26 protein-coding genes are annotated in these 24,409 nt (G+C 63.6%); 11 read left to right on the top strand and 15 right to left on the bottom strand.

Annotated features, from left to right (window positions below; genetic code table 11):
* Positions 1 to 942: 942 nt before the first annotated feature.
* A complete protein-coding gene (locus ACREC7_RS10045) occupies positions 943 to 1,683 on the bottom strand; it encodes an MBL fold metallo-hydrolase (RefSeq protein WP_431555571.1) in 741 nt (246 codons plus the stop codon).
* Between the two features lie 211 nt (positions 1,684 to 1,894).
* On the opposite strand from ACREC7_RS10045, the gene ACREC7_RS10050 reads away from it, so the two are divergent.
* On the top strand, positions 1,895 to 2,242 hold the full coding sequence (locus tag ACREC7_RS10050) for an HPF/RaiA family ribosome-associated protein (protein WP_431555546.1): 348 nt from the start codon (positions 1,895 to 1,897) through the stop codon (positions 2,240 to 2,242).
* A gap of 43 nt (positions 2,243 to 2,285) precedes the next feature.
* Positions 2,286 to 2,705 (top strand): CBS domain-containing protein, encoded by a 420-nt coding sequence (locus tag ACREC7_RS10055; RefSeq protein WP_431555547.1) that lies wholly within the window; start codon positions 2,286 to 2,288, stop codon positions 2,703 to 2,705.
* Positions 2,706 to 2,714: 9 nt separating this feature from the next.
* Here the strand turns inward: ACREC7_RS10055 and ACREC7_RS10060 are convergent, their stop codons facing one another.
* Positions 2,715 to 3,731 (bottom strand): class I fructose-bisphosphate aldolase, encoded by a 1,017-nt coding sequence (locus ACREC7_RS10060; protein WP_431555548.1) that lies wholly within the window; start codon positions 3,729 to 3,731, stop codon positions 2,715 to 2,717.
* A gap of 176 nt (positions 3,732 to 3,907) precedes the next feature.
* Between ACREC7_RS10060 and ligD the strand changes: the two genes are divergently transcribed.
* The gene (gene ligD, locus ACREC7_RS10065) at positions 3,908 to 4,849 is read left to right on the top strand and encodes a non-homologous end-joining DNA ligase (RefSeq protein ID WP_431555549.1); all 942 of its coding nucleotides are present in this window, start codon (positions 3,908 to 3,910) and stop codon (positions 4,847 to 4,849) included.
* A 78-nt stretch (positions 4,850 to 4,927) separates the two neighbouring features.
* On the opposite strand, the gene ACREC7_RS10070 is transcribed toward ligD, so the two are convergent.
* From ACREC7_RS10070 to ACREC7_RS10100, 7 genes are all read right to left on the bottom strand, one after another.
* Complete coding sequence (locus ACREC7_RS10070) at positions 4,928 to 6,460, bottom strand: CHAD domain-containing protein (RefSeq protein ID WP_431555550.1); 1,533 nt, start codon at positions 6,458 to 6,460, stop codon at positions 4,928 to 4,930.
* Between the two features lie 145 nt (positions 6,461 to 6,605).
* On the bottom strand, positions 6,606 to 7,853 hold the full coding sequence (locus tag ACREC7_RS10075) for an ABC-type transport auxiliary lipoprotein family protein (protein WP_431555551.1): 1,248 nt from the start codon (positions 7,851 to 7,853) through the stop codon (positions 6,606 to 6,608).
* A gap of 11 nt (positions 7,854 to 7,864) precedes the next feature.
* The gene (locus ACREC7_RS10080) at positions 7,865 to 8,644 is read right to left on the bottom strand and encodes an ABC transporter ATP-binding protein (protein ID WP_431555552.1); all 780 of its coding nucleotides are present in this window, start codon (positions 8,642 to 8,644) and stop codon (positions 7,865 to 7,867) included.
* 10 nt (positions 8,645 to 8,654) lie between these two features.
* Positions 8,655 to 9,794, bottom strand: coding sequence for an ABC transporter permease (locus ACREC7_RS10085; RefSeq protein WP_431555553.1), 1,140 nt, complete (start codon positions 9,792 to 9,794; stop codon positions 8,655 to 8,657).
* A gap of 99 nt (positions 9,795 to 9,893) precedes the next feature.
* The gene (locus ACREC7_RS10090; RefSeq protein WP_431555554.1) at positions 9,894 to 10,382 is read right to left on the bottom strand and encodes a hypothetical protein; all 489 of its coding nucleotides are present in this window, start codon (positions 10,380 to 10,382) and stop codon (positions 9,894 to 9,896) included.
* Between the two features lie 148 nt (positions 10,383 to 10,530).
* Positions 10,531 to 10,992, bottom strand: coding sequence for a hypothetical protein (locus tag ACREC7_RS10095; RefSeq protein ID WP_431555555.1), 462 nt, complete (start codon positions 10,990 to 10,992; stop codon positions 10,531 to 10,533).
* Positions 10,983 to 11,186 (bottom strand): hypothetical protein, encoded by a 204-nt coding sequence (locus ACREC7_RS10100; protein ID WP_431555556.1) that lies wholly within the window; start codon positions 11,184 to 11,186, stop codon positions 10,983 to 10,985. Before ACREC7_RS10100 ends, ACREC7_RS10095 begins: the two co-directional genes overlap by 10 nt.
* Positions 11,187 to 11,854: 668 nt before the next feature.
* On the opposite strand from ACREC7_RS10100, the gene ACREC7_RS10105 reads away from it, so the two are divergent.
* Both ACREC7_RS10105 and ACREC7_RS10110 read left to right on the top strand, forming a co-directional pair.
* Positions 11,855 to 12,343, top strand: a complete 489-nt coding sequence (locus tag ACREC7_RS10105) for a cupin domain-containing protein (RefSeq protein ID WP_431555557.1) — start codon at positions 11,855 to 11,857, stop codon at positions 12,341 to 12,343.
* Between the two features lie 110 nt (positions 12,344 to 12,453).
* On the top strand, positions 12,454 to 13,692 hold the full coding sequence (locus ACREC7_RS10110) for an MFS transporter (RefSeq protein ID WP_431555558.1): 1,239 nt from the start codon (positions 12,454 to 12,456) through the stop codon (positions 13,690 to 13,692).
* A gap of 102 nt (positions 13,693 to 13,794) precedes the next feature.
* On the opposite strand, the gene ACREC7_RS10115 is transcribed toward ACREC7_RS10110, so the two are convergent.
* Positions 13,795 to 14,010 carry a cold-shock protein gene (locus ACREC7_RS10115; protein WP_431555559.1) on the bottom strand — a complete coding sequence of 72 codons (216 nt, stop codon included), beginning with the start codon at positions 14,008 to 14,010 and terminating at the stop codon, positions 13,795 to 13,797.
* A gap of 589 nt (positions 14,011 to 14,599) precedes the next feature.
* Here ACREC7_RS10115 and ACREC7_RS10120 point away from each other — a divergent pair.
* On the top strand, positions 14,600 to 14,722 hold the full coding sequence (locus tag ACREC7_RS10120; RefSeq protein WP_431555560.1) for a hypothetical protein: 123 nt from the start codon (positions 14,600 to 14,602) through the stop codon (positions 14,720 to 14,722).
* 317 nt (positions 14,723 to 15,039) lie between these two features.
* Positions 15,040 to 15,171 carry a hypothetical protein gene (locus tag ACREC7_RS10125; RefSeq protein WP_431555561.1) on the top strand — a complete coding sequence of 44 codons (132 nt, stop codon included), beginning with the start codon at positions 15,040 to 15,042 and terminating at the stop codon, positions 15,169 to 15,171.
* Positions 15,172 to 15,744: 573 nt separating this feature from the next.
* Here ACREC7_RS10125 and ACREC7_RS10130 read toward each other — a convergent pair.
* From ACREC7_RS10130 to ACREC7_RS10140, 3 genes are read right to left on the bottom strand one after another with little or no spacing between them, the layout of a single operon-like run.
* Positions 15,745 to 15,957, bottom strand: coding sequence for a hypothetical protein (locus ACREC7_RS10130; RefSeq protein ID WP_431555562.1), 213 nt, complete (start codon positions 15,955 to 15,957; stop codon positions 15,745 to 15,747).
* 25 nt (positions 15,958 to 15,982) lie between these two features.
* Positions 15,983 to 17,209, bottom strand: coding sequence for a patatin-like phospholipase family protein (locus tag ACREC7_RS10135; protein ID WP_431555563.1), 1,227 nt, complete (start codon positions 17,207 to 17,209; stop codon positions 15,983 to 15,985).
* A gap of 42 nt (positions 17,210 to 17,251) precedes the next feature.
* A complete protein-coding gene (locus ACREC7_RS10140) occupies positions 17,252 to 18,076 on the bottom strand; it encodes a 3-hydroxybutyrate dehydrogenase (protein WP_431555564.1) in 825 nt (274 codons plus the stop codon).
* 466 nt (positions 18,077 to 18,542) lie between these two features.
* Here ACREC7_RS10140 and ACREC7_RS10145 point away from each other — a divergent pair, with 466 nt between their 5' ends.
* The 3 genes from ACREC7_RS10145 (at position 18,543) to ACREC7_RS10155 (ending at position 21,717) form a co-directional block, all read left to right on the top strand.
* The gene (locus ACREC7_RS10145; RefSeq protein WP_431555565.1) at positions 18,543 to 19,436 is read left to right on the top strand and encodes a LysR family transcriptional regulator; all 894 of its coding nucleotides are present in this window, start codon (positions 18,543 to 18,545) and stop codon (positions 19,434 to 19,436) included.
* Positions 19,437 to 19,458: 22 nt separating this feature from the next.
* Positions 19,459 to 20,109: an alpha/beta hydrolase family protein gene (locus ACREC7_RS10150; RefSeq protein ID WP_431555566.1), complete on the top strand. Its 651-nt coding sequence runs from the start codon at positions 19,459 to 19,461 to the stop codon at positions 20,107 to 20,109.
* Between the two features lie 405 nt (positions 20,110 to 20,514).
* The gene (locus ACREC7_RS10155) at positions 20,515 to 21,717 is read left to right on the top strand and encodes a TonB family protein (protein ID WP_431555567.1); all 1,203 of its coding nucleotides are present in this window, start codon (positions 20,515 to 20,517) and stop codon (positions 21,715 to 21,717) included.
* A 36-nt stretch (positions 21,718 to 21,753) separates the two neighbouring features.
* On the opposite strand, the gene ACREC7_RS10160 is transcribed toward ACREC7_RS10155, so the two are convergent.
* Complete coding sequence (locus ACREC7_RS10160; RefSeq protein ID WP_431555568.1) at positions 21,754 to 22,461, bottom strand: peroxiredoxin-like family protein; 708 nt, start codon at positions 22,459 to 22,461, stop codon at positions 21,754 to 21,756.
* A gap of 139 nt (positions 22,462 to 22,600) precedes the next feature.
* Positions 22,601 to 23,329 carry a peroxiredoxin-like family protein gene (locus ACREC7_RS10165; RefSeq protein ID WP_431555569.1) on the bottom strand — a complete coding sequence of 243 codons (729 nt, stop codon included), beginning with the start codon at positions 23,327 to 23,329 and terminating at the stop codon, positions 22,601 to 22,603.
* A 480-nt stretch (positions 23,330 to 23,809) separates the two neighbouring features.
* Between ACREC7_RS10165 and ACREC7_RS10170 the strand changes: the two genes are divergently transcribed.
* A complete protein-coding gene (locus ACREC7_RS10170; protein WP_431555570.1) occupies positions 23,810 to 24,280 on the top strand; it encodes a DoxX family protein in 471 nt (156 codons plus the stop codon).
* Positions 24,281 to 24,409 lie beyond the last annotated feature (129 nt).

The raw sequence follows: 24,409 nt of genomic DNA on the forward strand, positions 1-24,409 counted from the left end.
TACCTAGCGAGGCTGCGATGGCGATGCGGCTGGATGTTTTTGTCAGTCCCCCAAACATGTCCATCTCCACCTTCCCTGATAAATTGCCTAATCCAAACTCTCGGTCCGGATTAGCCTCCCGGCGTCACCCGGCAGAGCTCCATCACGAGCATCGTGACAGAACCCCCCCGATAAGAGAGTTCTACGTCTACTAATACGGATTCCTTTTGGAAGGTAAATTGCTAACCGAGCAGGCGCGGACGTTTTCGAAAGTCTTGTGACATTTCCGCCACGAAATTCGGCCGCAAAATAACGCCTCTGGCCTCGTCACTGTCGTCTCAAAAAACGAAGTAGAATCAATTTCTTGAGAGACAGGCAACAAAAGATCGTAGCGACCGGCCGCGTCGCTTGCAAGGCTCCCGCGAGCGCGTCGCGCGGGGCAAGAGCGAAGGCATCATGCCTAATGCGCGTGCAGGCTCGGCGCGTTTCGGCGGCAGTCAATTCCACCCGTTTTGCCGTCCGTTTTTGCGCCCAAAGGCGAGCTCGCGGCGTCGGGATCGTTCTAAGGCGCCTTGGGAAAAGGCTGACCGGCATTGCCAGGGAGCGATCTTCGCCGGGCCGGCTCCTCAATCCGGTCTGCCGCCGACATGACGGCCGACTCGGTCCTGGCTGGGAATACTGACGACCACCGGCTTTTCAATATCTTGCGGCGCAGGCGAAGAGTGATTGGAGTTTGCCTCCACCGTCGCTCGCGCCCCTCGGCCACATCTCAGTTGGACCGGAGTCCGAAGCCAGCATGACGTTCTCGGCGTCAGGGATGGGGCCGGCATTCGGCGCTTGTGCCAAATGTCTCCTGAGCCTTGCCACGATAAGGCGAAATGGCGAGGGAGGCGGCGGCGAGCGCAAGGACCCGTCTATCGGATCAATTAGGATGGTCGCAAAACCTACACATATTGAGCCAGGTCAAGAAATGGCGAGGCCATGATCGAGGGTGAGCGTGAGACCGTCGTCGGCGACGCGCGCATCGACGCCATGCTCGAGGCCAAGCGCGCGGATCCGTGCGTTGGCCACGCGGGCGTCGCTGCGCACGAGCTCGCGGCCGCAATGGGTGAAGATGGCATGGGCGACCCCCTCCTCCTGGCACCAGCGCAGTTGAGCCGCAATCGGCGCATGCCCGATCTCATTGCGGTCGCGCCGGCGCACCATCGATCTCAACACCGTTGCCCCGTCGCCGATATAGACCGCCACGCCGCTGAGCGCCTCGTGGCGTTCGTGGATGGAAGCGAGGTCCGGAACGTAGAAGAACGCTGCACGGCCCGCGCTCACGCGATAGCCGACCGCGGGAGCGAGCAGCGAGTGCTCGACCGCAAAGGCCTCGAAGCTCACCGTATCGATGAAGAACGGTTCGCGGTGAGCAATGGCCTTGCGGTGATGCACGGGATAGTCCCCGAGCAGGGACCAAGTCTCCTCGGTGGCGTGCACCGGGCATGCCGCGCCGTTGGCAAGACCGGCCGCGTGATCGGCATGGGCATGGGTAACCACGATCGCGGTTGGATCGACGCGTCGCTGATGGTCGAGCCAATCCGCACCGCAATCGATCATCACGCGCGCGAGACCGAGCCGCACCAGCAGAGCGCTGTGGCGGTAGTGCCGTCGAGACCGGATCTTGATCTCGCCGCGGGTGCCGAGAAAAGTGAGCTCGATGCCGCGCTCCTGACCCTATGCTCTTCTCGTTCTTCCGTTCACGGATTGTGGCCTCGATCGTGTTGGCATTCAATGATCATCCTTGACCGCATTCAAGTGCGGGATCGCGACGAATGGGAGGTTTTCCGGTGGACGACGCAAGCAACGAGATCGACACTGGGTCTTGAGCGCGGCGGGGGAGCCGGTTTCGCGTATGGAAAAGGAGAACAAGATGCAGATACCCTTGCAGATCAGCTTCCGGAACATGGACCCCTCTCCTGCCGTGGAGGCGATCGTCCGCGAGAAGGCCGCCAAGCTCGACCGCTTCTTCGAGCGCATCGTGAGCTGCGACGTCACCATCGAGGCGCCGCATCGCCGTCACCACAAGGGCAAGCTCTATAAGGTGCGCATCGACATCGGCGTGCCCGGCAAGGACGTGCATGTGAATCAGGAGGGTCCAAAGAACCAGGCGCACGAGGATGTCAATGTCGCCATCCGCGACGCCTTCGACGCCGCGGTGCGCCAGCTCGAAGATCATGTGCGGCGGCTCCGAGGCGACGTCAAATCCCACGCGTCTTAGCCGCTAGCGGCGCTCGTTTCCTTCCAGTGAAGAGGAGTCCCCCATGAAAGTGAAAGACATGATGCACAAGGGCGTCGCATGCGTTTCGCCCGACACCGCGATCGACGCCGTCGCCAAGAAAATGCGCGAGCTCGATGTCGGCGCGATACCGGTGGCGAGCGACGGCAAGCTGGTCGGCATGATTACCGACCGCGACATCACCATCCGCTGCGTGGCCGACGACGAGACCATGTCGAAGATCAAGGCCAAGGATGTGATGACGGCGGGCGTGGTCTATTGCCGCGACAACCAGGACGTCGAGGATGCCGTCCGCATCATGGAGGGAAAGCAGATCAGGCGGCTGCCGGTGCTCGACGAGGCGATGCAGATGGTGGGCATGGTGAGCCTCGGCGACGTCTCGCATGCTTTGCCGCGCGACATCACCGGCGAGGTGGCAAAGGCCGTCTCAGCCCATCACCCCTGACCGTCGCGCTCAGGCGGCTTGCTCGAGTTCAGGCTTCCACTCTCCGAGCGAGGCGAGCCCGTTCATGCGCGCCCGATGGGCGAAAACCGCCTGCGCCGCGGCGACGTTCTCAAGCCGTCCCGACCAGGCCTTTTGGGGCGCCGCCTGGAGCGCCCGGCTAAAGGAGAAGCTCACCTTCCACGGGAGCCCGCCGCTCTTGTTGATGGCGTCGAGCCGCGCCGTCGCATCGACATCGGACTGTCCGCCTGACAGGAAAGCAACACCAGGCACCGCGGCCGGCACGCATTCCTTCAGCACGCGGAGCGTTTTCTCCGCCACCTCGGCGACGGACGCTTGCTTCGCCGACTTCTTGCCCGGAACCACCATGTTCGGCTTGAGCACGGTGCCTTCGAGCTTCACCCGCGCGTAATAGAGCTGCTCATAGACCGTCTTGAGCACGAACTCGGTGACGTCAGCGCAGCGGTCGATGTCATGCTCGCCGTCCATCAGCACCTCGGGCTCGACGATCGGCACGATGTCTTCCGACTGGCAGAGCGCGGCGTAGCGCGCGAGCGCATGCGCATTGGCGTTGACGCAGGCATAGCTCGGGATGCCGGCGCCGATATCGATGACCGCCCGCCACTTGGCGAATTTCGCGCCGAGCCCGCGATATTCGGCGAGCCTCTCGCCAAGGCCGTCCAGCCCCTCGGTGATCACTTCACCGGGGCAGAAGGGAAGCGGCTTTACCCCCTTGTCCACCTTGATGCCGGGAAGGGTGCCGGCGGCTTCGATGATTTTGACGAGCGGCGTGCCGTCCTTGGCCTTCTGCCGGATGGTCTCGTCGAACAGGATGACACCGGAGATGTTGGCCATGCCGCGTGAGCGGAACAGCAGCTCCCGATAGTCGCGGCGCGTGTCCTCGGTGCACTCGACCCCGATCACGTCGAAACGCTTCTTGACGGTGCCGGCGGACTCGTCGGCGGCGAGCACGCCCTTTCCGGGCGCCACCAGGGCCTTGGCAACTCTGTTGAGCTCAGCGAGATCCACGTTTCTCTCCCCTTCTTAAGAGTTCCATGTCATGCCCGCGAAGGCGGGCATCCAGTAACCGATGCAGCAAGCAACCGGCAAGATCGGTGACTACTGGACTCCCGCTTTCGCGGGAGTGACAGCCGGACTTTGAGGTATTTTACCGCTAACCGCTCTTGGCATGGAAGCACCCTCCCATGAAGCCAGATCTGCGTCCCATGCTGGCCACCTTGACCGACAAGCCCTTCGACGATCCGGACTGGATCTTCGAGACGAAATGGGACGGCTTCCGCCTGATGGCCGAAATCAAGGACGGCTCGGTCGCGCTGTATTCGCGGAACCTGATCGACCTGTCGAGAAAATATCCCGCGGTCTGCGCCGCCTTGGGCGGGCTTCACCGCTTCGCGGTCATCGACGGCGAGCTTGTGGCGCTCGATGCGCGCGGCCGCTCGCGCTTCCAGCTGTTGCAGAATGCCGAGCGCGAGAAGGTGCGGCTGCGCTACTGCGTGTTCGACCTCATCTATCTCGACGACCGGGACTTGCGCGGTCACCCGCTGATCGAGCGCAAGGAATTGCTGGAGAAGATTCTGCCGCGCGACCCTCTGCTGCACTACAGCACCCATGTGTGGGACAAGGGGATCGCCGCCTTCAAGCGCGCTGCCCGCGCCGGCGAAGAAGGCGTCATGGCGAAGTTCGCCCGCGGCCGCTACTACTCCGGCCAGCGCACGCGGGAATGGCTGAAGGTCAAATCCTCGCTCGGCCAGGAGGTGGTCATCGTCGGCTTCACCGCGCCGCGGCGGTCGCGGGAATATTTCGGCTCGCTCGTCCTTGCCGTGCGCGAGGGCGATCGCTGGCGCTATGTGGGCCGCGCCGGTAGCGGCTTCGACCGCGAGTCGCTCAAATCCCTGCACGCTCTGATGGTGCCGCTCATCGCCAAGACGAAGCCGGTCGCCGAGAAGGTTGCCGATGAAGGGAACACCACCTGGATCAAGCCCAAGCTTGTGGGCGAGGTGAAGTTCACCGAATGGACCTCAAAAGGCGAGATGCGCCATCCGGTCTTTCTCGGGCTCCGCACCGACAAGAAGGCGACCGACGTGATCTGGGAGAAACCAAAGACGGGCGCCGGTTCCGCCCATTGATCGAGGTCAAGGACTGGTTCCAGGGCACGGTCTCGGACATCGTTGCGGGCTCATGCGCCACCGCTTGCGCAATGTGGGCTATCTCCAGAAGGATTTCACCTTGGCGAAATCCGCATGCGCCTTTTGGGCGCGGTCGAGCAGCTGATCCACGTCGGCCTCTTTTGGCTTCAACAACCCGTGCGCCTGCTTGCCGAGCTCATGGCCGTTTTCGATCAAGGCCTCGCGCTGCGCGAGGTCGTTCAGCGCGCCGAGTTGGTCTTGCAGCTCCTTGAGCGCGGCGAGCGCCGCGTCGCGCCGCTTGGCGTTCTCCTCGCCGGGAAAGACGCCGGCGAAGAACTCGACCGCGTAGCGCAAATTCTTCGCCCTGATGCGCAACTTGTGGCGCTTTTTGACATCGAGCGCGCGCAAATCGGCGCCGTTCTCCCTGATCCGCTTCCGGCCATGGGACAAGAGCTCGGCGGCGTGCTCGGCAATGGCCCCTTCGCGCAGCTTGCGTAAATCACGGTCGCGCATCCAGGGCCCGGCCTCGATCCACTCGGCGATTTCGAGCAGCGCCTTGCGAAACCGGTCGGACCGGACCGATTGGACCGCCGCCTTATAGGCTTTGACGCGGGCGGCGGTGAAGGCTCGGCGGGCCTCGGTCAGGCGCGCATCGTCGCCATGGGTCGCGCTCATGGGCCGCAAGATGTCGGCTTCGAACACATCGAGATCACGCGCCAGCCCGAGCTCGTTCGTGATCCATTTCAACTCGTCCTTGATTCTGTCTTGCTCGGCATCGGCTGCGATCTTCTCGAAGGCGACGATGGCGGCACGCAGGCGCCTGAGGCCGATGCGCATTTGATGCAAGGACTGGGCATCGCCGGCGCACGTGCCCGGTTCATTGGCGATGATCTGGCGGAGGCAGCTTTGCCCGACGGCGCGGAAGGCCTGTTGGCAAGTGAGGTTGCCGTCGAGATCGACGCGGCCAGCCTTCTCGGCGCCGGGCGCGGCGTCCCCGGCAAGCTCATAGCCGCGCTCGGCTTTCGTCTTCACCGCGAGCCGCAACGGGACGGTCGCGACGAGGCTGCGGGCAAGACGGAAGAGCTCGGCTGGATCGCCTCTCTTGAGCTCGAGTTCGACCTCATGCACGGGAGCTTGGCGCCGTTCCGTCTCGATCGCGCCGCGGTCGATTGCAACTTCAATCTCGGAGCCGCCGCTTGCGACATGATAGACGCCTCGTTCGATGCTGGTCTGGAACACCGGCCGCAAGCGCTCACCCATGCCGTCTTTCAACAGCTTCTCGAGCGGCGTGCCGGCGGCGAGATCGAGTTCCGGGCGAGGACCGCTCACCTGCCGCTCCCATTCCGGGCGATCGAACAGCTCGGCCATGCCGTTCATGCTCTTGATGGTCTGCACATAGCCTTTGCCAGTATTGCGCACGCGCAAACAAAGACCCGCCTCGTGCAAGGCAAGCGTGTCAGTGTCGTAGTAGACCGTGACAAGGGTCTGCCGGTCGAGCCTTAGCCCGGCAAGCAAAGGATGTGCTTCGATAGCGGCAAGATCGGCGGGATCGAATTCAAGTTTAAGCTCGAACTCTCTTGGCTCACGTTCGGCCTTAGCAGCATCCGCCATAGTTGTAACTCTTACGCACCAAGCCAAGTAAGCCAGAAGGCGCTGAAACTATCATGTCTGAAGAAGCTCAATCTTGCGCGAAAAGTGTCATGGAACTGTCACAAACTGACAGTGCGAAACGCATCGCGACGGACGCAAGCGGAGTCTAGGTCGGGGGCGATGGCGCCGGCGGCTCGCTTTGCGGTTCGGCTTGCGGTTCGCCTTGCGGCGCGGCTTGCGGTTCAGCCTGCCCTTCAGGCGGCGGTGCGGGCTCCGGGGGGGCGCTGTTCACGGCCTCGACAGCCCATGGCACGAGCTCGCTCGCGGCCTTGGCGAAGGCCTGATTGAGTGACGCCGCCGCCGCCGGCGCATCGGTGCCGGTCGCTGGCGCCGTCGTTTGAAACGACTTCGCCACGATGATCTTGCCGCCTGGTCCGAGGATCTTCGCCTCGAATTCGAGTTCGCCATGAGGCTCGGCGCCGGTGACGAGCGAGAAGCTTCTGATGTCGAGCAGAAGCTGGTAGGCCGCTTCAAATCCATCGCGCGGCCGGCTTACGGCGCTCGAATAGCCGGCGTTCTCGAAGCTCTGGATGAACTTCTCCTGGAGCAGGATCGGGATATTGTCGGACCATCTCGCATCAGGAATGTCGGAGCTCTCCGCACCGTCGGCCGGACGCATTTTGATCTTGTCGGAGTTAAGCGCGAGAAGCGCCGAGGGCTCGGGCACCACAAGTTGCCAGGACGGCGTTTCGGTCGGCTTCTGAGAATCTTTCACCGCCGTGACATCATAAGTCGGCGCGGTTGTTTTGGACGATCCTCCTCCGGTCAGCTTCTCGAGCCCGCCGAGCAGACCCTCGATGCGATCTGAGTTCCGCGCCAGCACGTCGGTGAAGGTGTTGAAATTGGCGATGGCGCTATGCAGATTGTCGGCGTTGTCGGAGAGGATGTTGTCGAGCTTGCGCAGCGCCTCGCGGCCGAGCGACTGCCAGTCCTGCCCGGCGCCCGGCTGGGCGCTGAGGAGCGGCAGTTCGCCATTCTCGGCCGTCACCAGCGGACTCGAGGCGTCGCCACCGGTAAGCGTCACCGCCGCGCCGCCGGTCAGGCCTTGCGACTCAATCCCAACCGTCGTGTCGCTGCGCACCGGCGTGCCGTTCACCACGCCGACGGTGGCGATCACCTGATCGGGATGGTCAGGATCGAGCGCAAGCCGGGTCACCTCGCCCACGCGAATGCCGTTGAACAGCACCGCCGAGCCCTCCTGAAGCCCCGACACCGAGCTGTCGAAGCGCAGGCGATAATAGGCGCGCTCGCCGAATCCGCCCTTGTTCTCCAGCCAATAGACGAAGGCGAAGCCCGCCGCGATCACGGCGAGCATGAAGGCGCCAATCAGCGCGTAGCGGGCACGGGTTTCCATGGTCGAGCGCCTCAGTTTACCTGTTCGAGTCGTTTCGTCAGCATCCCGCCGCGCTTACCCTGAAAATAGGTCTGCACCCAGGGATGCGTGCATTCGAGCATCGTTTCCATCGGTCCCACGGCGACGATGCGTCCGTCGGCGAGAGCGGCGATGCGATCGCATACGGTGTACAGGCTCTCCAGGTCGTGGGTGTTCATGAATACGGTGAGACCCAGCGTTCCTTGCAGGGTCTTGATCAGCGCGTCGAAATCTCCTGCGGCGATCGGATCGAGGCCCGAGGTCGGCTCATCCAGGAAAACGATTTCGGGGTCGAGCGCCAGCGCACGGGCAAGTGCCGCGCGCTTGGTCATGCCGCCGGACAGCTCCGCCGGGTATTTCTCGGCATCGATGGGCGTGAGCCCCACCATGTCGAGCTTGGCGAGCGCCATCTCGTCCATCAGCCGCTGCGAAATGTCGAGATTCTCGCGCATGGGAAATTGCACGTTCTGGCGCACGGTCAAGGACGAGAACAGCGCGCCCTGCTGAAACAGCACGCCCCAGCGCCGCTCGAGCGCCCGGCGCTGCTGTTCGCTTGCGGTATCGAGATCGACGCCGAGCACCTCGATCTTGCCCTGGCGCTTCGGCAGGAGGCCGATGATGGTGCGCAGAAGCACCGACTTGCCGCCGCCGGACTTGCCGACGACCCCGAGGATCTCACCCTTGCGCACATCGAGCGACAAATGATCGAGCACGGTCTGGTCGCCGAAGCCGACGACAAGGTCCTTGATCGAGATGACCGGCTTGTCCTTCACGTTGCCTCCGTCACATTCCGATCGAGGCGAAGAAGATGGCGAACAGGCCGTCGAGCACGATCACGAGGAAGATCGACTTCACCACCGACGCCGTGGTTTGCAATCCGAGCGATTCGGCGCTGCCCTTGACCAGCAGCCCTTCGGCGCAGGCCACGACCCCGATCACCAGCCCCATGAACGGGGCCTTGACCATGCCCACCTTGAAATGGGTGAGCGAGACCGCGTCTTCGAGCCGCGCAATGTAGATCTCTGGGCTCATGCCGCCATAGAGCCAGGCGACAACACCGCCGCCGTAGAGCGCGGCCATCGATCCCAGGAAGGTGAGCACCGGCAGCGCGATGATGAGCACGAGCACGCGGGGCAGGATCAGCACCTCGACGGGATCGAAACCCATGGTGCGCAAGGCGTCGACTTCCTCGCGCATCATCATCGAACCGAGCTCCGCGGTGTAGGAGCTGCCGGACCGGCCGGCGACCATGATGGCGACGATGAGCACGCCGACCTCGCGCAAGATGAGAATGCCGACGAGGTCGACCGCATACATCTCGGCGCCGAATTTGCGGAAGTGGAAGATACCCTGCTGCGCGATGATGGCGCCGATCAGAAAGGTGATGAGCAGGATGATGGGGACGGCCTGCCAGCAGACGCGATCGAGCTGGTTCACCGCCGAGGTGAAGCGAAAGTCGCGCGGGCGGGCGAGCACGCGAACGGCGGCGACGCCGATGGCGCCGAGCATGTTGGCGAAGGTGCCGAGGTCGCGCCCAAATCCCGTCATGCCCCTCCCCACGGCGGCGAGGGCTGAGACGATGGGGTTGGGCCGCGCCGGCGGAGCGACCGGCTCGAGGTTCACCCCGCTCATCTCCTTGAGCAGGGTCCGGTCGTGCTCCGGCATGCCGACCACGGCCGGGGAGCCTCCGGCGCTCCGCCATTGCCGCGTGAGCCGCTCGAGCAGCCAAGCGCCGAATGTGTCGAATTCGCGCACCCCGCGCATGTCGATGGAAACCGTCTTGGCCCGGCCCGCGTCGGCGGCGACGCGGTCGACCAGGGTTTCGAGCTCCGCCGCATGAGGCGCGGTCCAGGAGCCGCCGGCGGCAAGCTCGAGCCTGCCGTCTTCAAACTTGGCTGTCAGTAAAGCGCCGTCGCTCGCCATGGGCACCTCCGGCATTATGGTCGTGCTGGTCTACGCCATAGAGACATCGTCCGTTGCCAAGGCAAGGGCAGATTCAATGCCGGGAAAGATGATGGCGGGTCAACTCCGGCCTAACGCGATGCGCACGCCCTGCAACGCAACGCCTTGCACCGAGATGTTCACGCTCTGGCTCGACTTCGTATAGTTGACGAGCATAGTGGCTGTGACACCGCCCTTGATCGCAAGCGAGATCTTGTTGGGAGAGGCGGTGCCAGAGGCGGTTCCCGAAGCATTGAAGGTCCGCTCCTCCCAATTGCCTGAAAGACGCCCGCCGCTATAGCTGAGCTTGCTCCTGATCTCGATCTTGTAGTTGTCGCTTTGGCAGCGAATGGCCATTCCGAGATCTGAGCCGCCCCCGGTGTAATAGGCGTTGCACTTGATGCGCTCCTTGCGGCCCTTGTCGAGGCTGATCTCGCCGCTGCCGCCCCAAGACCCTAACAGCGTGTCGAAGGGGCTCGGGTCCGCGTAAGACGGAGACCGGGGAACGACAATGAACAGCGCGGCGATGGCGATGACCACGAGCCGCCCAATAGTTGAACGCAAAGTCATGGATCGAGCTTCTCCCTGGGCTCCAAGTTTACGTCCCCAATGACACAGAATTGCTACCGCAGGGCGGCTCCATGCCGCAAGCCTGGCACGACACGCAAACCCGGAAACTTCGAGGCCCTGCGAGCTTCGTGACGACTACGTATCTAGGTCAAATGGCGAGAACCACAAGGGCAATCCCGGCAAGGAAGAGGAGAAGCGAGGCAACGATCAGGTTTAAGCCCAGTCGTCGCATGGTGTTGCCGAATGCGCTTGAGCGGCCGGATGCGATTGCGCCCTGGGCCACATAGGCGTTCACGAAGGTCATGCCGGCGATGAACAAGCCCACGCCAAAAATGGCGAATGCCCATTTTAGCAGCACCATGCTTACCGGCAGCGCCCCAGGCGCTGGAGCTGACAAACGTGCCAGGAACAGGAGAAGGGCCACGCTGGCGCCCCCGTTGAGCAGGAGCGCCGCCTGGATGGCGGACCGCGCGAGGCCCACGCGCAGCTCGATGAAGAGAAGCTGTAGGGGGCGGGTCTCAGCCGTCTCTTGCATGGCTTCCGCCCAGGCGAACAGGAACGGGCGCCGCCTTCCGGCAGCGCCCGCGCCGTCAACTTCGGCTAGCCGCACTCTTTCATGCCATGCATGGCCTTCGTAGCTTCTTCCATGCTGCCATAGGTGCCCATGGACTTCTTTCCCTCGGGGATTTCGTGCATCGCTTCGCATTTGTGGCTCGCTGGGTCGAACACCACGTAGAACTGCTCGGCAAGGGCGGGGGTGACGAAGACGGCGGTCAGAGCCGCAGCGATCAGATATTTGCGCATAGAGTTTCTCTCCTAGAATGGGTGGCTGTAAGCCAGGGACGTCCGAACCGGCTTGCCACTCACCCGGCCTGGACTGTCGAAGGTTAGAAAGACGCGGGACTACTTCCCAATACCTTCTGGCTATTGTTTCGCTATTTTCCGCGCCGGACTTTGATAGCACAAATTTGCGCCAGAACCCGCGCTAAGAGAAAAAGGGGCACCTGCTTGGCTTCTAGCGAGTGCCCGAACGCTTGGGAGGGGAGGTGGTCAGGGGATGACCACTTGAGCATTGAGAGGCGCTCGGTCGCTTAGCGGCCGAGATGCGCGGCGTAGACGTTCGGGAAATTCTCGGCCATGGCGGGGGCGGCGAACGACACAACCAGGGCGACGGCGATCAGCAGCTTCTTCATGGGGGTCTCTCCTATCTTGAGTGGCCTTGGGCTTCGAAAGGGTCCGACCGGCCGGCCACGCGGCTCGATTGGATTGAGCGTTAGGTAATGCCTGCCCCCCGCTCTTGCCCAATACCTGTTCGCTATCGATTTCGTGCAAGGCGCCGCAGGGAATAGCGTTCGGCTATCGAGTTCAAAGCCAACCGGCATTTCCGTTAAAGACGGCTTCGGCCGATCTTCCTTTGTATCGCCGCAGCCGTTTGTTTCCGGCCCAAGCAACAGACAAAGGAGAGAACGGACATGTTACCTTTCACCAGCAATTCACGACTTGGCCGCGGCCTTGTTCTTGCCGCTGTCGTCGCAAGCGCTTCCGCGTTTGCCTTGCCCGCGCTTGCGGGCGAATGCCCCGCCGATCAGAAGAAGCCGAATGCCCGCGAGGCCGTCGATCTCAAGCCGGTAGGCGTGACCGATACCGTCATTGCCTCGATCGACGTGTCCAAGGCGCCGTTCAACGTCGACGGCCGGAACTTCCGCATGCGCAAGCTCACTATCGAGCCGGGCGGCATCGTGCCGTGGCACAGCCACGCCGATCGTCCCGCCATCATCTACATCACCGAAGGCGAGATCGTTGAATACGCATCGAACTGCGCCGCGCCGCTCGTGCACAAGGCCGGCGACGTCGTGGCCGAGACCCCAGACGTAGCGCATTGGTGGAAGAACCTCGGCGACAAGACCGTCGTTCTGCTCTCCGCCGATCTCATGAAGGACCCCAACGACAAAAACATGTGAGGGCGCCTTCTGGCAGCCCCCCACGCCTGGACGTGACGCCCCGCTGTTCCCCTCCCCCCGTCGGGGCGTCACGTCCATTTCTCATCGCTTTGCATTGAGGAGCCAAGGCCATGTCGGAAATCAGTCACGCGATGCCGTCTTTGAAGCCGGAGGCTCGCGGATACTCTGCCGGCGTGTTTTTCCGCTCCGTGGTCATCGCCCTCACTGCATTCTTGAGTCTCGTCGACCTGTTCGCCACGCAAGCCATCCTGCCGATGCTCACCGCCCATTACGGCGTGACGCCGGGCCAGATGGGGCTTGCCTCCAATGCGAGCACCTTCGGCATGCTCGTCTCCGGTCTCGCCGTCGGCTATTTCTCGAGCAGCATCGACCGGCGCCGCGGCATTCTGATCAGCCTCGTCCTGCTGGCGATCCCGACGACGCTCCTCGCCTACGCGCCCAATCTCACCGTCTTCGCCCTATTGCGCGTGATGCAGGGCCTGTGCATGGCCTCTGCCTTCACGCTCACGCTTGCCTATCTCGGCGAGCATTATAGCGCGCAGGATTCGGCGTCGGCCTTCGCCGCCTACATCACCGGCAACGTGGCGAGCAATCTGATCGGGCGACTGCTCTCCGCCGGTGTCGCCGATCATTTCGGGCTCGCCGCCAACTTCTATTTCTTTGCCGCCCTCAATCTGCTCGGCGCGGTGCTCGTCTATTTTACCGTGGAGAAGACCCCTCCGATGCAGGCCACCGCCCCTGGCATGGGATCCCACTTCGCCGCCTGGATCATGCATCTGAAGAACCCGCCTTTGCGCGCGAGCTTCGCCATCGGCTTCTGCATCCTGTTCGCCTTCATCGGCACTTTCACCTACGTGAACTTCGTGCTGGTGCAGCCGCCCTTCAGCGTCGACGCCATGACGCTTGGCATCATCTATTTCGTGTTCCTGCCGTCGATCGCCACGACGCCGCTCGCGGGGCGCGCCGTTGAGCGCTTCGGCACGCGGGCCACGTTCTGGGGCGCGCTCGCCGTTGCTGCCCTCGGTCTGCCCTTGCTGTTGTCGGCGAGCCTCGCCGCGTTCTTGACCGGCATGGTGCTCGTCGGCGTCGGCACCTTCTTCGCGCAAGCCACCGCCACCGGCTTTGTCGGCCGGGCGGCGAGCTCGGACCGGGGCTCGGCAAGCGGCCTCTACCTTGCCTTCTATTTCTTCGGCGGCCTCATGGGCGCCGCCGTCCTCGGCCAGCTCTTCGACATGTTCGGCTGGGAGGCCTGCGTCGCCGGCATCGGCGTCTCGCTGCTCGTCGCGGCGCTGCTCGCGATTCTCCTCAAGACGCCGATGACGCCAGAGGCGATGCGGCATGACGCCTGATCACGCACCGGCGGCCGCAATTCCACGAGGCCTCCCGTCATCGCGCAAAAAAACCGGCAGGGTTTGCCTGCCGGTTCAAAATCAGTCGCGGTGGCGAAAGATTTAGGCGAGTTGCACGTTCGCGGCTTGCTTGCCGCGCCCGCGTTTGTCGTCCTCGATCTCGAAGGAGACTTTGTCGCCCTCGTTCAGCGCCGGAACGCCGGAGCGCTCCAGCGCGGAAGCATGGACGAACACGTCCTTGTCGCCACCCTCCGGCGAGATAAAGCCGAAGCCGCGCGCATGATTGAAGAATTTCACTGTGCCATTGACACGAGCCATTGGGATTCCTTTCCCGTTTAGATTTTCACATAACGGACCGTTCGCCCAGAGGGCGTCCGGTGTCTTCAAATTGTTCGGGGAAAGGTCGTCGTGCTCGTAGTCGGCGCGATAGTCTTTGCCGTCACTCTTAAAGGCTCGCGCCCACCTTGGGCGCGCCGATACATATGATATGGCGAACAAAGCGGGTTATTGCAAGGCGCAACTTGGGCGGTGGCGCCAAGCGCCGATCTCGCTCAAGGCCAATCCTGCGCTCTTGCCACCTTTGATCTGGCGCAAAGCGTGAGCGCCCTCACACCCTAGGAGTCATAAAGGCAGCGGCAGCCAAGTCGCGTGGTGGCCTCCTGCTCTGCCTTGGCGGCCTCGACCGAACGGGCAACACCGCTGCGATCGGGGCCGCTCTTGCCTTGGCATCCCTGCCTTTCCGCCCTTTGTTAAAGGGCACAGCATTGCCAAAAGCTGGCCCTCTTTTGGTCGACTTGTTGGGGCCACCGTTAAGCTTAACGGCGCCTTAAAATCAGCCGTCCGTTAATCATTTTCTAAGAGGCTGGGGGGTAAAACGCGGGAAGTCTCGTTTAGGGGGATAAGTCTTATGCGCACTGTTCTGGCCCTTGCCATCCTCGCCGCCTCCCTGATGCTGGGCGGCTGCTTTCATCACAATCAGGCCGTTTATGCGGAGCCCTTGCCGCCGCCGGTGAACGCGCCAGTCAAGTAGCGCGAAGGGCTGTTCCTGGCCGCCTTTCCGCAAGGGCGGCCGCTTCGCGAAATTGACGGTTCCAACCGAAAGCCGGAGGCCCAGCCTCTGGCTGTTTTTTCTTTGCGCTTCCCTTGGAACCTAATCCGGCTTTCCCGCGTTGTGTGGTCCTGGTGGCCGGCAGGGCAACCTCACTGCCCCGCGCTCCCCGCATGCCGGCCTCCGACTAGTTTGTATCGCGTCTAGTTGGAGAAGCCCGGTTTCAGACCGGGCTTCTTCGTGCGTGGAGCACGGGATAGGATGGCTCAGCGCCGTTCCTTCAGCGTAAGAGTGCCCCGATGCCGAACATTCTTGGTGTGATCCTGATCGTCTATGTCGTCGTCGTTCTGTTCGGCTTCTACCTGATCTACATGTACGAGCCGAGTTCGGTGCATTGGCTGTTCAGCCGGCTGTTCAACCCGCTGATCTAAACGTCCGCGTTGCTCGAGCGAGCCCGCAGCCGCAGCTTGGTTGCGCCGGGGGTGTCGCACCTTCATCCGAGCCGGAATCCATGCCACATCAAGACGTTGGCCCACGCGCGGCCGGATGGGTCATCCCCCTCAGAGGACATCCCAAACGGCTCGCCGAAGCCCGGCCGCGATCCCTAGGCCGGGCTTCTTTTGTTTGGCACCGGCCGGAACTCGCCTCCTAGCTACGACGTTCATGGCTCCAGCGGTCGGAAATGACAGGTCTTCTGTCACGCGCCCGAGGCCCCGACCGCGAAGTTGAGAGTCGAGAAGCCCGGTCTCCCCAGCACCGGGCTTCTTCGCTCTCGGTCCTTCACCGGTCCTTTACCCATCGGGGATCACATAGAGAGCGAAAGAGGGGACTACGCTCATGAGGTTCCTCACCTATTTAGGTCTGCTCTCGGCAACGCTGCTCTGGCTTGGGATTCTGTGGGTTTTCGCCCAGGACCCCCGCGACGACCTTGCCGCCTTTGCCTAATGCCGGAACTCTCCGGCTCGTAGGCTCGACATCTGGCTCGACGTCGCAAGGCCAAGCCCTCACGCCCCGCAGGCGCTGACCCAGACGAGCAGCACCACCGCCGCTGCGGTGCCGCCAGCTGCCACGAACAGATTGAGCAGGCCCTGCCGCTTCAGCGTCGGCGCGGGGTCGCGTTTCTGCATCTCCTCCGGGATCCTCACCCAGAACATTTCGAGCCAAAGCACCGTGAGAAGAAAGCTCACCCCCACTGCGGCAAGCTGCAGCGCAGACATTCCGGTGCAGGCCCCCACGCTTCCTTCACTCGGCGGCGAGCTTTGGCGGCATCTGCTTTGAGTCGCCTCCCGGCTCGCCTGGCTGAATTTCCGCCGCAGGCTCCGCGCCTGGCTCAGGCTCATGCAGGATCACGCCGTCGAGCAGGCCGAACTCGCCGAGCCACGCCTTGCGCTCGAGCGCGCGGATTGTCTCGGCATATCCTGCCTCCCAGCGGGCGCGGATGCCTGCCGGCGAGAAGTCGATATCCTTGGTGTGGCTCTCATTGCCGAGGCGTGGCGCAAGCAGCCGCACCACATGCATGCGCGTGTCGCAGTGATATTGCGCGAGCTCCCGATACAGCGGGTCCTGCTTCTCCTCCTCGGGCACGTATTCGAGCAGCTTGGTGATGACGTGGCGGAGCTTGTGCGCCTCGCGCTGGCGCACGATGTGGCTCGCGATCCGGCTCGAATATTGGATGTCCTTGTGCCGGTTCAGGATCTCCCAGATGGTCTCCGGCTCGTCGCCGGTGGGATTCCACAGATGCACGGCGAAGATCAGCGAGTTCCGTCTCGGATGATCGTCGAAGATGCGCTCGGTCGGCGTGTTGGAGAGGATGCCGCCGTCCCAGTAAAGCTCGCCGTCGATGCGCACGGCGGGGAAGGCCGGCGGCAGCGCGCCTGACGCCATGATGTGGGCTGGCGCTATCTCCATCTCCTTGGAGTCGAAATAATGCATCATGGCGGTGCGGACATGCGCGGCGCCAACGGTGAGCCGCGGGTGCCCGGAATTGACGAGAGAAAAATCGACGAGCTCTTCCAGCGTCCGGCGCAGCGGTTCGGTCGAGTAGTAGCCGGCGTGATCGGCGCCGAGCGGCACGTGGGCGCCGAGAAAGGCGCGCAAGTTTGTCTCGAAGAAGCCGGGGATGCCGGTCGCAATCGTTGCCCACGAGGAGAGCGCGTCGGCCACGCCGGTGAAGGCAGGGAAGGCGCCCCACAGGCTCGAGCGCTCGACCCGCCGCCAGAATTCCTGGAGCCGGCTAAGACGGTCCTCTGGCTTGTTGCCGGCGATGATGCTCGCATTGATGGCGCCGATCGAGGTTCCGATCAGCCAGTCGGGCTCGATGCCGGCGTCGTGCAGCGCCTGATAGACGCCGCCCTGATAGGCGCCGAGCGCGCCTCCGCCTTGCAGCACGAGCACCACTTGTCCGTCATTGGTGTTGCGGATTTGGTTGGCGGCTTCCAGCGGGGTAAGGCCTTTAGGGGGGGTGGCCATGTTCGTTCCTCCGGTCTGTTTCTTCTTGCGCAACCTGGCCCTCTAATGTGCGGTCCAACCGCCATCGACGGCGATCGACGTGCCAGTGATCGAGGCGGCCGCATCCGAGGCGAGGAACACGGCAAACGCGCCGAGCTCGTCCACGGTGGCGAAGCGCTTGTTCGGCTGCTGCGCGAGCAGCACCTCGCGGATCACCTGCTCGCGCGGAATGCCATGCGCCTTCGCCTGGCCTTCGATCTGTGCCTCCACCAGCGGCGTGTAGACATAGCCTGGGCAGATGGCGTTGCAGGTGATGCCTTGCTCGGCCGTTTCGAGCGCTGTCACCTTGGTGAGGCCGAGCATACCGTGTTTCGCCGCCACATAGGCAGACTTATAGGCGGAGCCGACAAGCCCATGAGCCGAGGCGATGTTGATGATGCGGCCCCATTTGTTGGCGATCATCGCGGGCAGCGACAGCCGCGTGGTGTGGAAGGCCGAGCTCAGATTGATGGCGAGGATCGCGTCCCACTTCGCTACCGGAAACTCCTGCAACGGCGCCACGTGTTGGATGCCGGCGTTGTTGACCAGGATGTCGATCCGCCCGAACTGGTCGAGGGTCATCTCGACCATTTCGGCGATCGAGGCCGGATTCGACATGTCGGCGCCGGAATAGGCGACATGCACGCCGAAATCCTTGGCGACGCCGTCTTGCACCGCTTCGATCTCTTCCGGCTTGCCGAAGCCGTTCAGCACGATGGCCGAGCCTGCGCCGGCAAGGGCCCGCGCGATGCCGAGCCCGATACCGCTGGTCGAGCCGGTAACGAGCGAAACTCTGTCCTTGAGCGACTGGGCCGCGGCCGGCTTGCGCTCCGTCATGGCGATATTCATAGGCCTCGGACTCCTTGCCTGGTGTGCCGGGGGACACGTTGAGAGTGCCTGGATCATGCTCGTAAGGATACGCTTCCGGGAAATGCCATTTGGCTAAGACATCAATAGGGGTGCGCTATCGCAGACCAGGGGCAGAAATCAGCGATCAGTGGTCAGATCTGATCTCTGATCTCTGATTTCTGATTTCTGATTTCTGTTCCCTGAAATGCCCAAAAATTAGGCATGACCGCCAGAGCATCTCGACGGTAAAGTTCGATCAAGCGTAAAAGAAGCCGACTTAACCAAGCGCGACCAGACCATTTCCGAGGCCAGGATCCCTTCCAGCATGGCGCGAAGCCAGTTCGCGTGGCACCGGCGTGCCCGCGTCTGCGCGAGCAGATGTGAATGAACGTCATGCCCGCGTGTACCGTCTTGCCGATAGTCTGCGCCGGTCGCATGTGAGTTAGCCAAGCGGGGCGCGATCCTCATGGAAATGCATCAGGTCCGCTACTTCCTCGCCGTGTCGCGCACGCTCAATTTCACACGCGCCGCTGAGGAATGCCATGTGGCCCAGCCTTCGCTCACCCGCGCCATCCGCCAGCTTGAAGGAGAGCTTGGCGGCGACCTGTTCCGCCGCGAGCGCCCGCAATCGCAACTGACCGAGCTCGGCCAGCGCATGCTGCCGCTGCTCAAGCAATGCTACGACAGCGCCGTCAGCGCGCGATCGCTCGCCGCGGCCATCAAGAGCGGTGAAGTAGGCTCGCTCAGGCTTGCGCTGTCGCACACCATCGACCCGTCTCTCGTGATGCCGCATGTGGTCGAGCTCGGGAAACTGTTCAAAGGCCTCGAGCTCAAGCTCTATCGCGGCAACAGCGAGGAGGTGCTGAGCTTTCTCAAGCGCGGCGACGCCGAGCTTGGCCTCGGAGCCGGCCTCGGCGACGAGTGGGAGCGGCTGGACAGCTGGCCGCTGTTCACCGAAGAGTTTCAGGTCGTGGTTCACTCCATGCACCACCTCGCCAATGCCGCATCCATTGCGCTTGGCGATCTGAAGCAGGAGCGCTTCGTGTTCCGCACTTATTGCGAGTCTACACCGATGGTGCTGGAATATTTGCGGGCGCAGGACATCGACGTCGAACGTAGCCATGAAGCCGGCGCCGAATCCGACCTCATCGCTCTGCTCGAGGCAGGTGTCGGCGTGGCGCTCCTGCCGCGCAGCACCAAGGCTCCCGACACTTTGCTTCGCCTCATGGTGGAGAAGCTCGATCTCAATCGCACGGTCTATCTCTATGGCGTCGCTGGACGACAGCGCACCGCGGTCGCTTCCACCCTGATGAAGATGCTGCGCGCCTGCGACTGGTCTCGCTCCGCCGCTGCGGCGTGAGCCGCCAGTGACGCCGCGCCCGGTGAAGATAACAGTCGATGAGACGCGGCGCGTGTCGGGTCTGCTGCAAGTCCCAAGGAAAGCGCGCGCCTGCTATGTGCTTGCCCATGGCGCGGGCGCCGGAATGACCCATCCCTTCTTGGACGCCATGGTCGATGGATTGGCTCGCCGCGGCATCGCCACACTCCGCTACCAGTTTCCTTATATGGAGCAGGGCGGCAAGCGTCCTGACGCGCCGAAGCTTGCGCAAGCGACCGTGCGCGCGGCGGTGGCGGAGGCCTCTCCCAAGCTTCCCCTTATCGCCGGCGGCAAATCCTTTGGCGGCCGCATGACCTCGCAGGCGCAAGCGCAATCGCCGCTTCCAGGCGTACTTGGCTTGGCGTTCCTCGGCTTTCCGCTGCACGCCGCCGGACGTCCGTCAGAGGAGCGCGCGGCTCATCTCTTCGAGGTGAAGATCCCGATGCTGTTCTTGCAGGGAACGCGCGACGCACTCGCCGACATCGCACTCATGCGCAAGCTCGTGGCTAACCTCGGCAAGCGGGCAACGTTCGTGAGCATTGACGACGGCGATCATTCCTTCCACGTGCCCGCACGCAGTGGACGGAGCGATGCCGAGGTCAGAGCGGAGATGCTGGACGCGCTCGCTGTCTGGATCGATGCCGCGATCTCTTAGCGCGATCCTATTTCAGCGGCGGCAGTGCTTGTGGAGCCGAGTAGACTTGGCTCGTATGGAAATGAAAGCACCCGCCCAATAAACATGATGCGGCAAGAACCGCCGCAACGACGATGATACGCATGACTGCCCCCTCAAACGCCACTATCACGCTCGCCGAACCGGCGAAAAACACGGACCGAGTGCATCACATTCCGCCGAGGATTTGGTGACGATTCTGCAACAGTGAGCTTGCGGCCGTTCTCGCCTTGCAAGACGCGCCGAGCAGAGTCGGCAAGAGCACCCGCACCGGCAAGCTCCGGGTCCGAAATGCAAAACTAGCGTTGGCGGGAGTCCGCGACTCAGATAAGCCGGGATCGGCGTAACGGGTTTAGTCGGAATCCTGCAACACCAACCCCGGCTGCCGTGACCCACAGAAACCGATCGAAGCTACCTCTATTCGTGCTTGCCGCCGGCGGCATTCTGCTTGGCGCGGCGGCCTTGCAGTCCGTGCTGATCACCGTGCCGGGCCCTTCAAGCACAAGCCCCCACGCCATCGGCGTCGACAGCGCGCGGCCTGCCGGCGTTCCCGCACCATCGACCGCACCCTCTTCCTCGCCCGCGGCGCAGCCAGCCGATCCAACCACGACCGGCGCCGTGCCTGATCCGCCCGCAGGCCACGCCATCGATCCCGCAAAACCCGCTTCACCGCCGGAACCGGTGAGCGTCGGCGCCGAGCCTCCGGCTGATGACTCGCCGAAGGACGAGCCTCGATCCACGGCCGCGCCTTCCCCTGCCCCGGCAGAGCCCGAAGCCGGTTCCAATACGGGGGCGCCGGCAGAGGTCGAAAGTGCCGGCAGCAAGACGCCAAGCGGAGCTGACAAACCTGCGGCAGAGGCGTTGAAGGCCGAGACACCGCCAGTGGAGTCAAAGCCAACGGCGGAGCCACTGGCCTCGCAACTTGCCACGGCACCCGACGAAGCGCCTCGTCCAGCGCCGGCTCCTTCGCCGCCCGAGATCAAGGCGGTTGCGGCCGAGCCGAAGGTCGAACCTGTTCCCGCGCAATCCGAGCCGGCCGCGGAACCGGAACCCACGCAAGTGGTGAAGAGCGAGACCGTGGAAGAGACGCCTGTGCCGGCAGAGGCTCTCTCGCAGCCCGCGATCAAGCAGGCCACCGCCGAGGCCGCGACGCCAGAGCCGGAGCCGGCGCAGGTCGCCGGGAGCAAGCCCGAAGCGAAGCCCGAACCGAAAACGGTTTCAGCCGAAAGGCCCAAGGGGACCGCCGCGGCCGAGGCGCAAGGCGCGCCAACCGCCAAACCCATGACCCTCGGCTTCGGCCGCTTGGTAAAGCCGCCCGCGGCGGCCAGCAAAGTCACCTCCGGCCGCTACGCCGCGAATGTCCGCGCCGCCATCGGGCGGCATCGGCCGGGAGCTCGGGGCGGCGGCAGTGCCACCGTGGCCTTCAGCATCGGGCCGGCCGGGGGGCTGCAGGGCGTGCGCATTGTCCGCTCGAGCGGCAAGCCGGCACTCGATCAGGCAGCGATCGCCACGGTGCGGAGTGCGGCACCTTTCCCCCCGCCACCGGCCGGGATCAATTCCGCGTTCTCGATCCAGATCTATTTCCGCTAACGCTGCTCGACTGAGCGGATCGTGCGCCTAGCCGCGCTACTGCGCGCTCTTGAGGGCTGCGATCAGATCCTCGACCGCAACGCGCTTGCGGTAATCGGGATCGAGGAAGCGCGACTTCACCTCGCCGTCGGTGCCGACCACGAAGGTGGCGGGGATCGGCAGCAACCAGGTGTCGCTTCCTTGCGAGCGCGACACGTCCCAGCCGGCGCCGGTCATCAACGCCTGCATCTCGGCGCCCACCCAGAAGGCGAGGTTCAAGGACATGGCGTAGCCGTTGTCGATGTCGGTGAGAATGGGGAAGGGCGCGTCGTGCTCGGCCTTGAGCTCGGCGGTGAAATGCTGCTGGTCCGGCATGATGGCGGCGATCTGCCCGCCCTCAGCCATGATCTCGTCTTGCGCTTGGGCAAGCGCACGAGTGTTGATACGGCAATAGGGGCACCAATATCCGCGATGGAAGGTGATGGCGACCGGCCCCTTGTCGAGCAGCGTGTCGAGGCTGACGAGACGGCCGGCCTCGTCGGGCAGAATGAAGATCGGCATGGGCTCGCCAGGCTTCGGCGCGGTCTCGCCCACGCCCTGCTCTTTCAGCCTGGCGACGAGTTTGTCGACCGCCTCCTGAAAATGCGGGCCAAGGCGGCGTACCGCGTCGGCGAAGGCCTGCAGCCGCTCGCCAAGCGAAGCATCCATGTCGCGAGCCTGGAGATAGGCCTCGTGCAGCGCGTCAGAGAGCGATTTCGCCGTCATCTGCAAGCTCCCGTCGTCCTGGCGGCCGCGCGGCGGCCTCCAATCCGCAAGGACCCTGAATTGTTGCGTTTTATCCCTGGTTTCTCAATACCACTTAGGGCCGAAAATGGGTAGGCACGATGAGGCGTGAGCAACCGATCTACCAGGGCGGGATCGGCCGCAGGACGTGGGCGCTCCGGATCGCCTGGAGCAGGTCCTCGATCGCCATGCGCTTGCGGTAGTCCGGATCGATAAACCGCCCGCGGATATAGCCGTCCGCATCGACGACGAAACTTGCCGGAAGCGGCAGGACCCAGGCGTCGTTGCCCTGGTAGCGTGGCAGGTCCCGGCCGGACGCCGACATCAGCTCCTGCAATTCGGCCCCGACCCAGATCGCGAGATTGAGCGAGAGTGCATAGCCGTTGTCCATGTCGGTCAGCACCGGATAGTGCATGTTCGACTCCCGCTTCAGCGCCGCCGCGAACTGCTGGCGGTCGGGCATGATGGCCACGATCTGCGCGCCCTCCGCGGCGATCCGGGTTTGTGCCGCGGCGAGCGCCCTGGTGTTGATGCGGCAATAGGGGCACCAATGGCCGCGATGGAAGGTGACGGCCACCGGCCCTACCCGCAACAGGCTCGCCAGGCTGACGAGATCGCCCTTCTCGTCCGGCAGAATGAACGGCGGCATCTGATCGCCGATCTGCGGGACGGCATTGCCGAGGTCGCTCGCCATGAGCCGCACGACCAGCCGGTCCACGGCCTCCTGCATCGCCGGACGCAAGACCCGCGCCGCCGTCGAGAAGGTCTCGAGCCGGTCGCGCAAGGAGGCGTCCATGTCGCGGCAATAGAAGAAGGCCTCTTCGAGCGTATGGAACACGGGAGTCGTCATCGGCAAACTGTGCTCCCGTGCCAATGCCGCCCTCGCTCAGGCGAACAGGCCCAAGACCATGCGTTCTCGTAACCTCTTTCACTCACATCACGCTGCGCACAAGCTGCGCCGTCGGCGAGGTGGTCCGTTGCGGCTGCGGATTGATCACCACACGTTTGCCGGGAGCGGTGTCGCACATGGGCTCGGACTTCAACACGATCGCTCCTTCGAGCTTTCTCTGGCGCGCCGCCAGCGAGGCGGCAAAGCGCGATGGTCAACCAGCGGGCCGGATGCCCCCGCTCTAGCATTGTCATGTCGCCGATTAGGCCCCCAGCCGGCCGCGAGGTCCAATAGCGAGGCGCTATGGTGTCGATCATCGATTGGCATTTCCCGAAAAGCCTGCGCTCGGGCTTTGCTCAAGGCCGTAAAATCAGCTTGGCGCGGGGCTGATCGATGCCCGGTTTTCACCGTCAGCCCCCGCCAGGGTCCAGGAGAAGGTCCATGTGGTTCATCAACTTGCTTGAGCGGGGCAGAGCGCTTGCCGAGCGCATTCCCTACAGCCCTGTCGCGCTCCTCGCGCGCTTTGCCGTGGCGAGCGTGTTCTGGCGCTCCGGCCAAACCAAGGTCGAAGGGTTCTTCATGATCAAGGAGAACACGTTTTTCCTGTTCCGTGAGGAGTACAAGGTTCCGTTGCTGCCGCCGGACCTCGCCGCCTATCTGTCGACCACTGCCGAGCACGTCTTCCCGGTGCTGCTGGTGCTTGGGCTTGCCTCGCGCTTGTCGGCGCTCGGCCTGCTCTGCATGACCGCGGTGATCCAGCTGTTCGTCTATCCCGATGGCTGGCCTGACCACATTCTGTGGACGGCGCTCCTGCTCTTGATCGTCGCCCGCGGTCCCGGCGCGATCTCCCTCGATCATCTGATCTGGAACCGCGTGCAGCCGGCTTCCGAGCCAGTCGGCCAACGCGTCTAGCGGGGACCTGGCCGCTCGCTCTCCCCTCCCCCCTTGAGGGGGAGGGATAGGGAGGGGGGTTCAAAGAAGAAATCTGCTGAGTGGCCAACCCCCCTCCCGACAGCGCGCTGACGCCCGCTGTCGACCTCC

The sequence above is a fragment of the Methyloceanibacter sp. genome, from assembly GCF_050728395.1.
In the GTDB taxonomy this organism is placed as follows: domain Bacteria; phylum Pseudomonadota; class Alphaproteobacteria; order Rhizobiales; family Methyloligellaceae; genus Methyloceanibacter.

Coding starts and splice junctions, on each gene's coding strand:
- ACREC7_RS10120 (WP_431555560.1), top strand. CDS start 14,600: ATGCGCACTGTTCTGGCCCTTGCCATCCTCGCCGCCTCCCTGATGCTG.
- ACREC7_RS10050 (WP_431555546.1), top strand. CDS start 1,895: ATGCAGATACCCTTGCAGATCAGCTTCCGGAACATGGACCCCTCTCCT.
- ACREC7_RS10055 (WP_431555547.1), top strand. CDS start 2,286: ATGAAAGTGAAAGACATGATGCACAAGGGCGTCGCATGCGTTTCGCCC.
- ACREC7_RS10105 (WP_431555557.1), top strand. CDS start 11,855: ATGTTACCTTTCACCAGCAATTCACGACTTGGCCGCGGCCTTGTTCTT.
- ACREC7_RS10165 (WP_431555569.1), bottom strand. CDS start 23,329: ATGACGACTCCCGTGTTCCATACGCTCGAAGAGGCCTTCTTCTATTGC.
- ACREC7_RS10100 (WP_431555556.1), bottom strand. CDS start 11,186: ATGCGCAAATATCTGATCGCTGCGGCTCTGACCGCCGTCTTCGTCACC.
- ACREC7_RS10140 (WP_431555564.1), bottom strand. CDS start 18,076: ATGAATATCGCCATGACGGAGCGCAAGCCGGCCGCGGCCCAGTCGCTC.
- ACREC7_RS10160 (WP_431555568.1), bottom strand. CDS start 22,461: ATGACGGCGAAATCGCTCTCTGACGCGCTGCACGAGGCCTATCTCCAG.
- ACREC7_RS10130 (WP_431555562.1), bottom strand. CDS start 15,957: ATGTCTGCGCTGCAGCTTGCCGCAGTGGGGGTGAGCTTTCTTCTCACG.
- ACREC7_RS10135 (WP_431555563.1), bottom strand. CDS start 17,209: ATGGCCACCCCCCCTAAAGGCCTTACCCCGCTGGAAGCCGCCAACCAA.
- ACREC7_RS10090 (WP_431555554.1), bottom strand. CDS start 10,382: ATGACTTTGCGTTCAACTATTGGGCGGCTCGTGGTCATCGCCATCGCC.
- ACREC7_RS10075 (WP_431555551.1), bottom strand. CDS start 7,853: ATGGAAACCCGTGCCCGCTACGCGCTGATTGGCGCCTTCATGCTCGCC.
- ACREC7_RS10070 (WP_431555550.1), bottom strand. CDS start 6,460: ATGGCGGATGCTGCTAAGGCCGAACGTGAGCCAAGAGAGTTCGAGCTT.
- ACREC7_RS10110 (WP_431555558.1), top strand. CDS start 12,454: ATGTCGGAAATCAGTCACGCGATGCCGTCTTTGAAGCCGGAGGCTCGC.
- ligD (WP_431555549.1), top strand. CDS start 3,908: ATGAAGCCAGATCTGCGTCCCATGCTGGCCACCTTGACCGACAAGCCC.
- ACREC7_RS10170 (WP_431555570.1), top strand. CDS start 23,810: ATGTGGTTCATCAACTTGCTTGAGCGGGGCAGAGCGCTTGCCGAGCGC.
- ACREC7_RS10145 (WP_431555565.1), top strand. CDS start 18,543: ATGGAAATGCATCAGGTCCGCTACTTCCTCGCCGTGTCGCGCACGCTC.
- ACREC7_RS10115 (WP_431555559.1), bottom strand. CDS start 14,010: ATGGCTCGTGTCAATGGCACAGTGAAATTCTTCAATCATGCGCGCGGC.
- ACREC7_RS10085 (WP_431555553.1), bottom strand. CDS start 9,794: ATGGCGAGCGACGGCGCTTTACTGACAGCCAAGTTTGAAGACGGCAGG.
- ACREC7_RS10125 (WP_431555561.1), top strand. CDS start 15,040: ATGCCGAACATTCTTGGTGTGATCCTGATCGTCTATGTCGTCGTCGTT.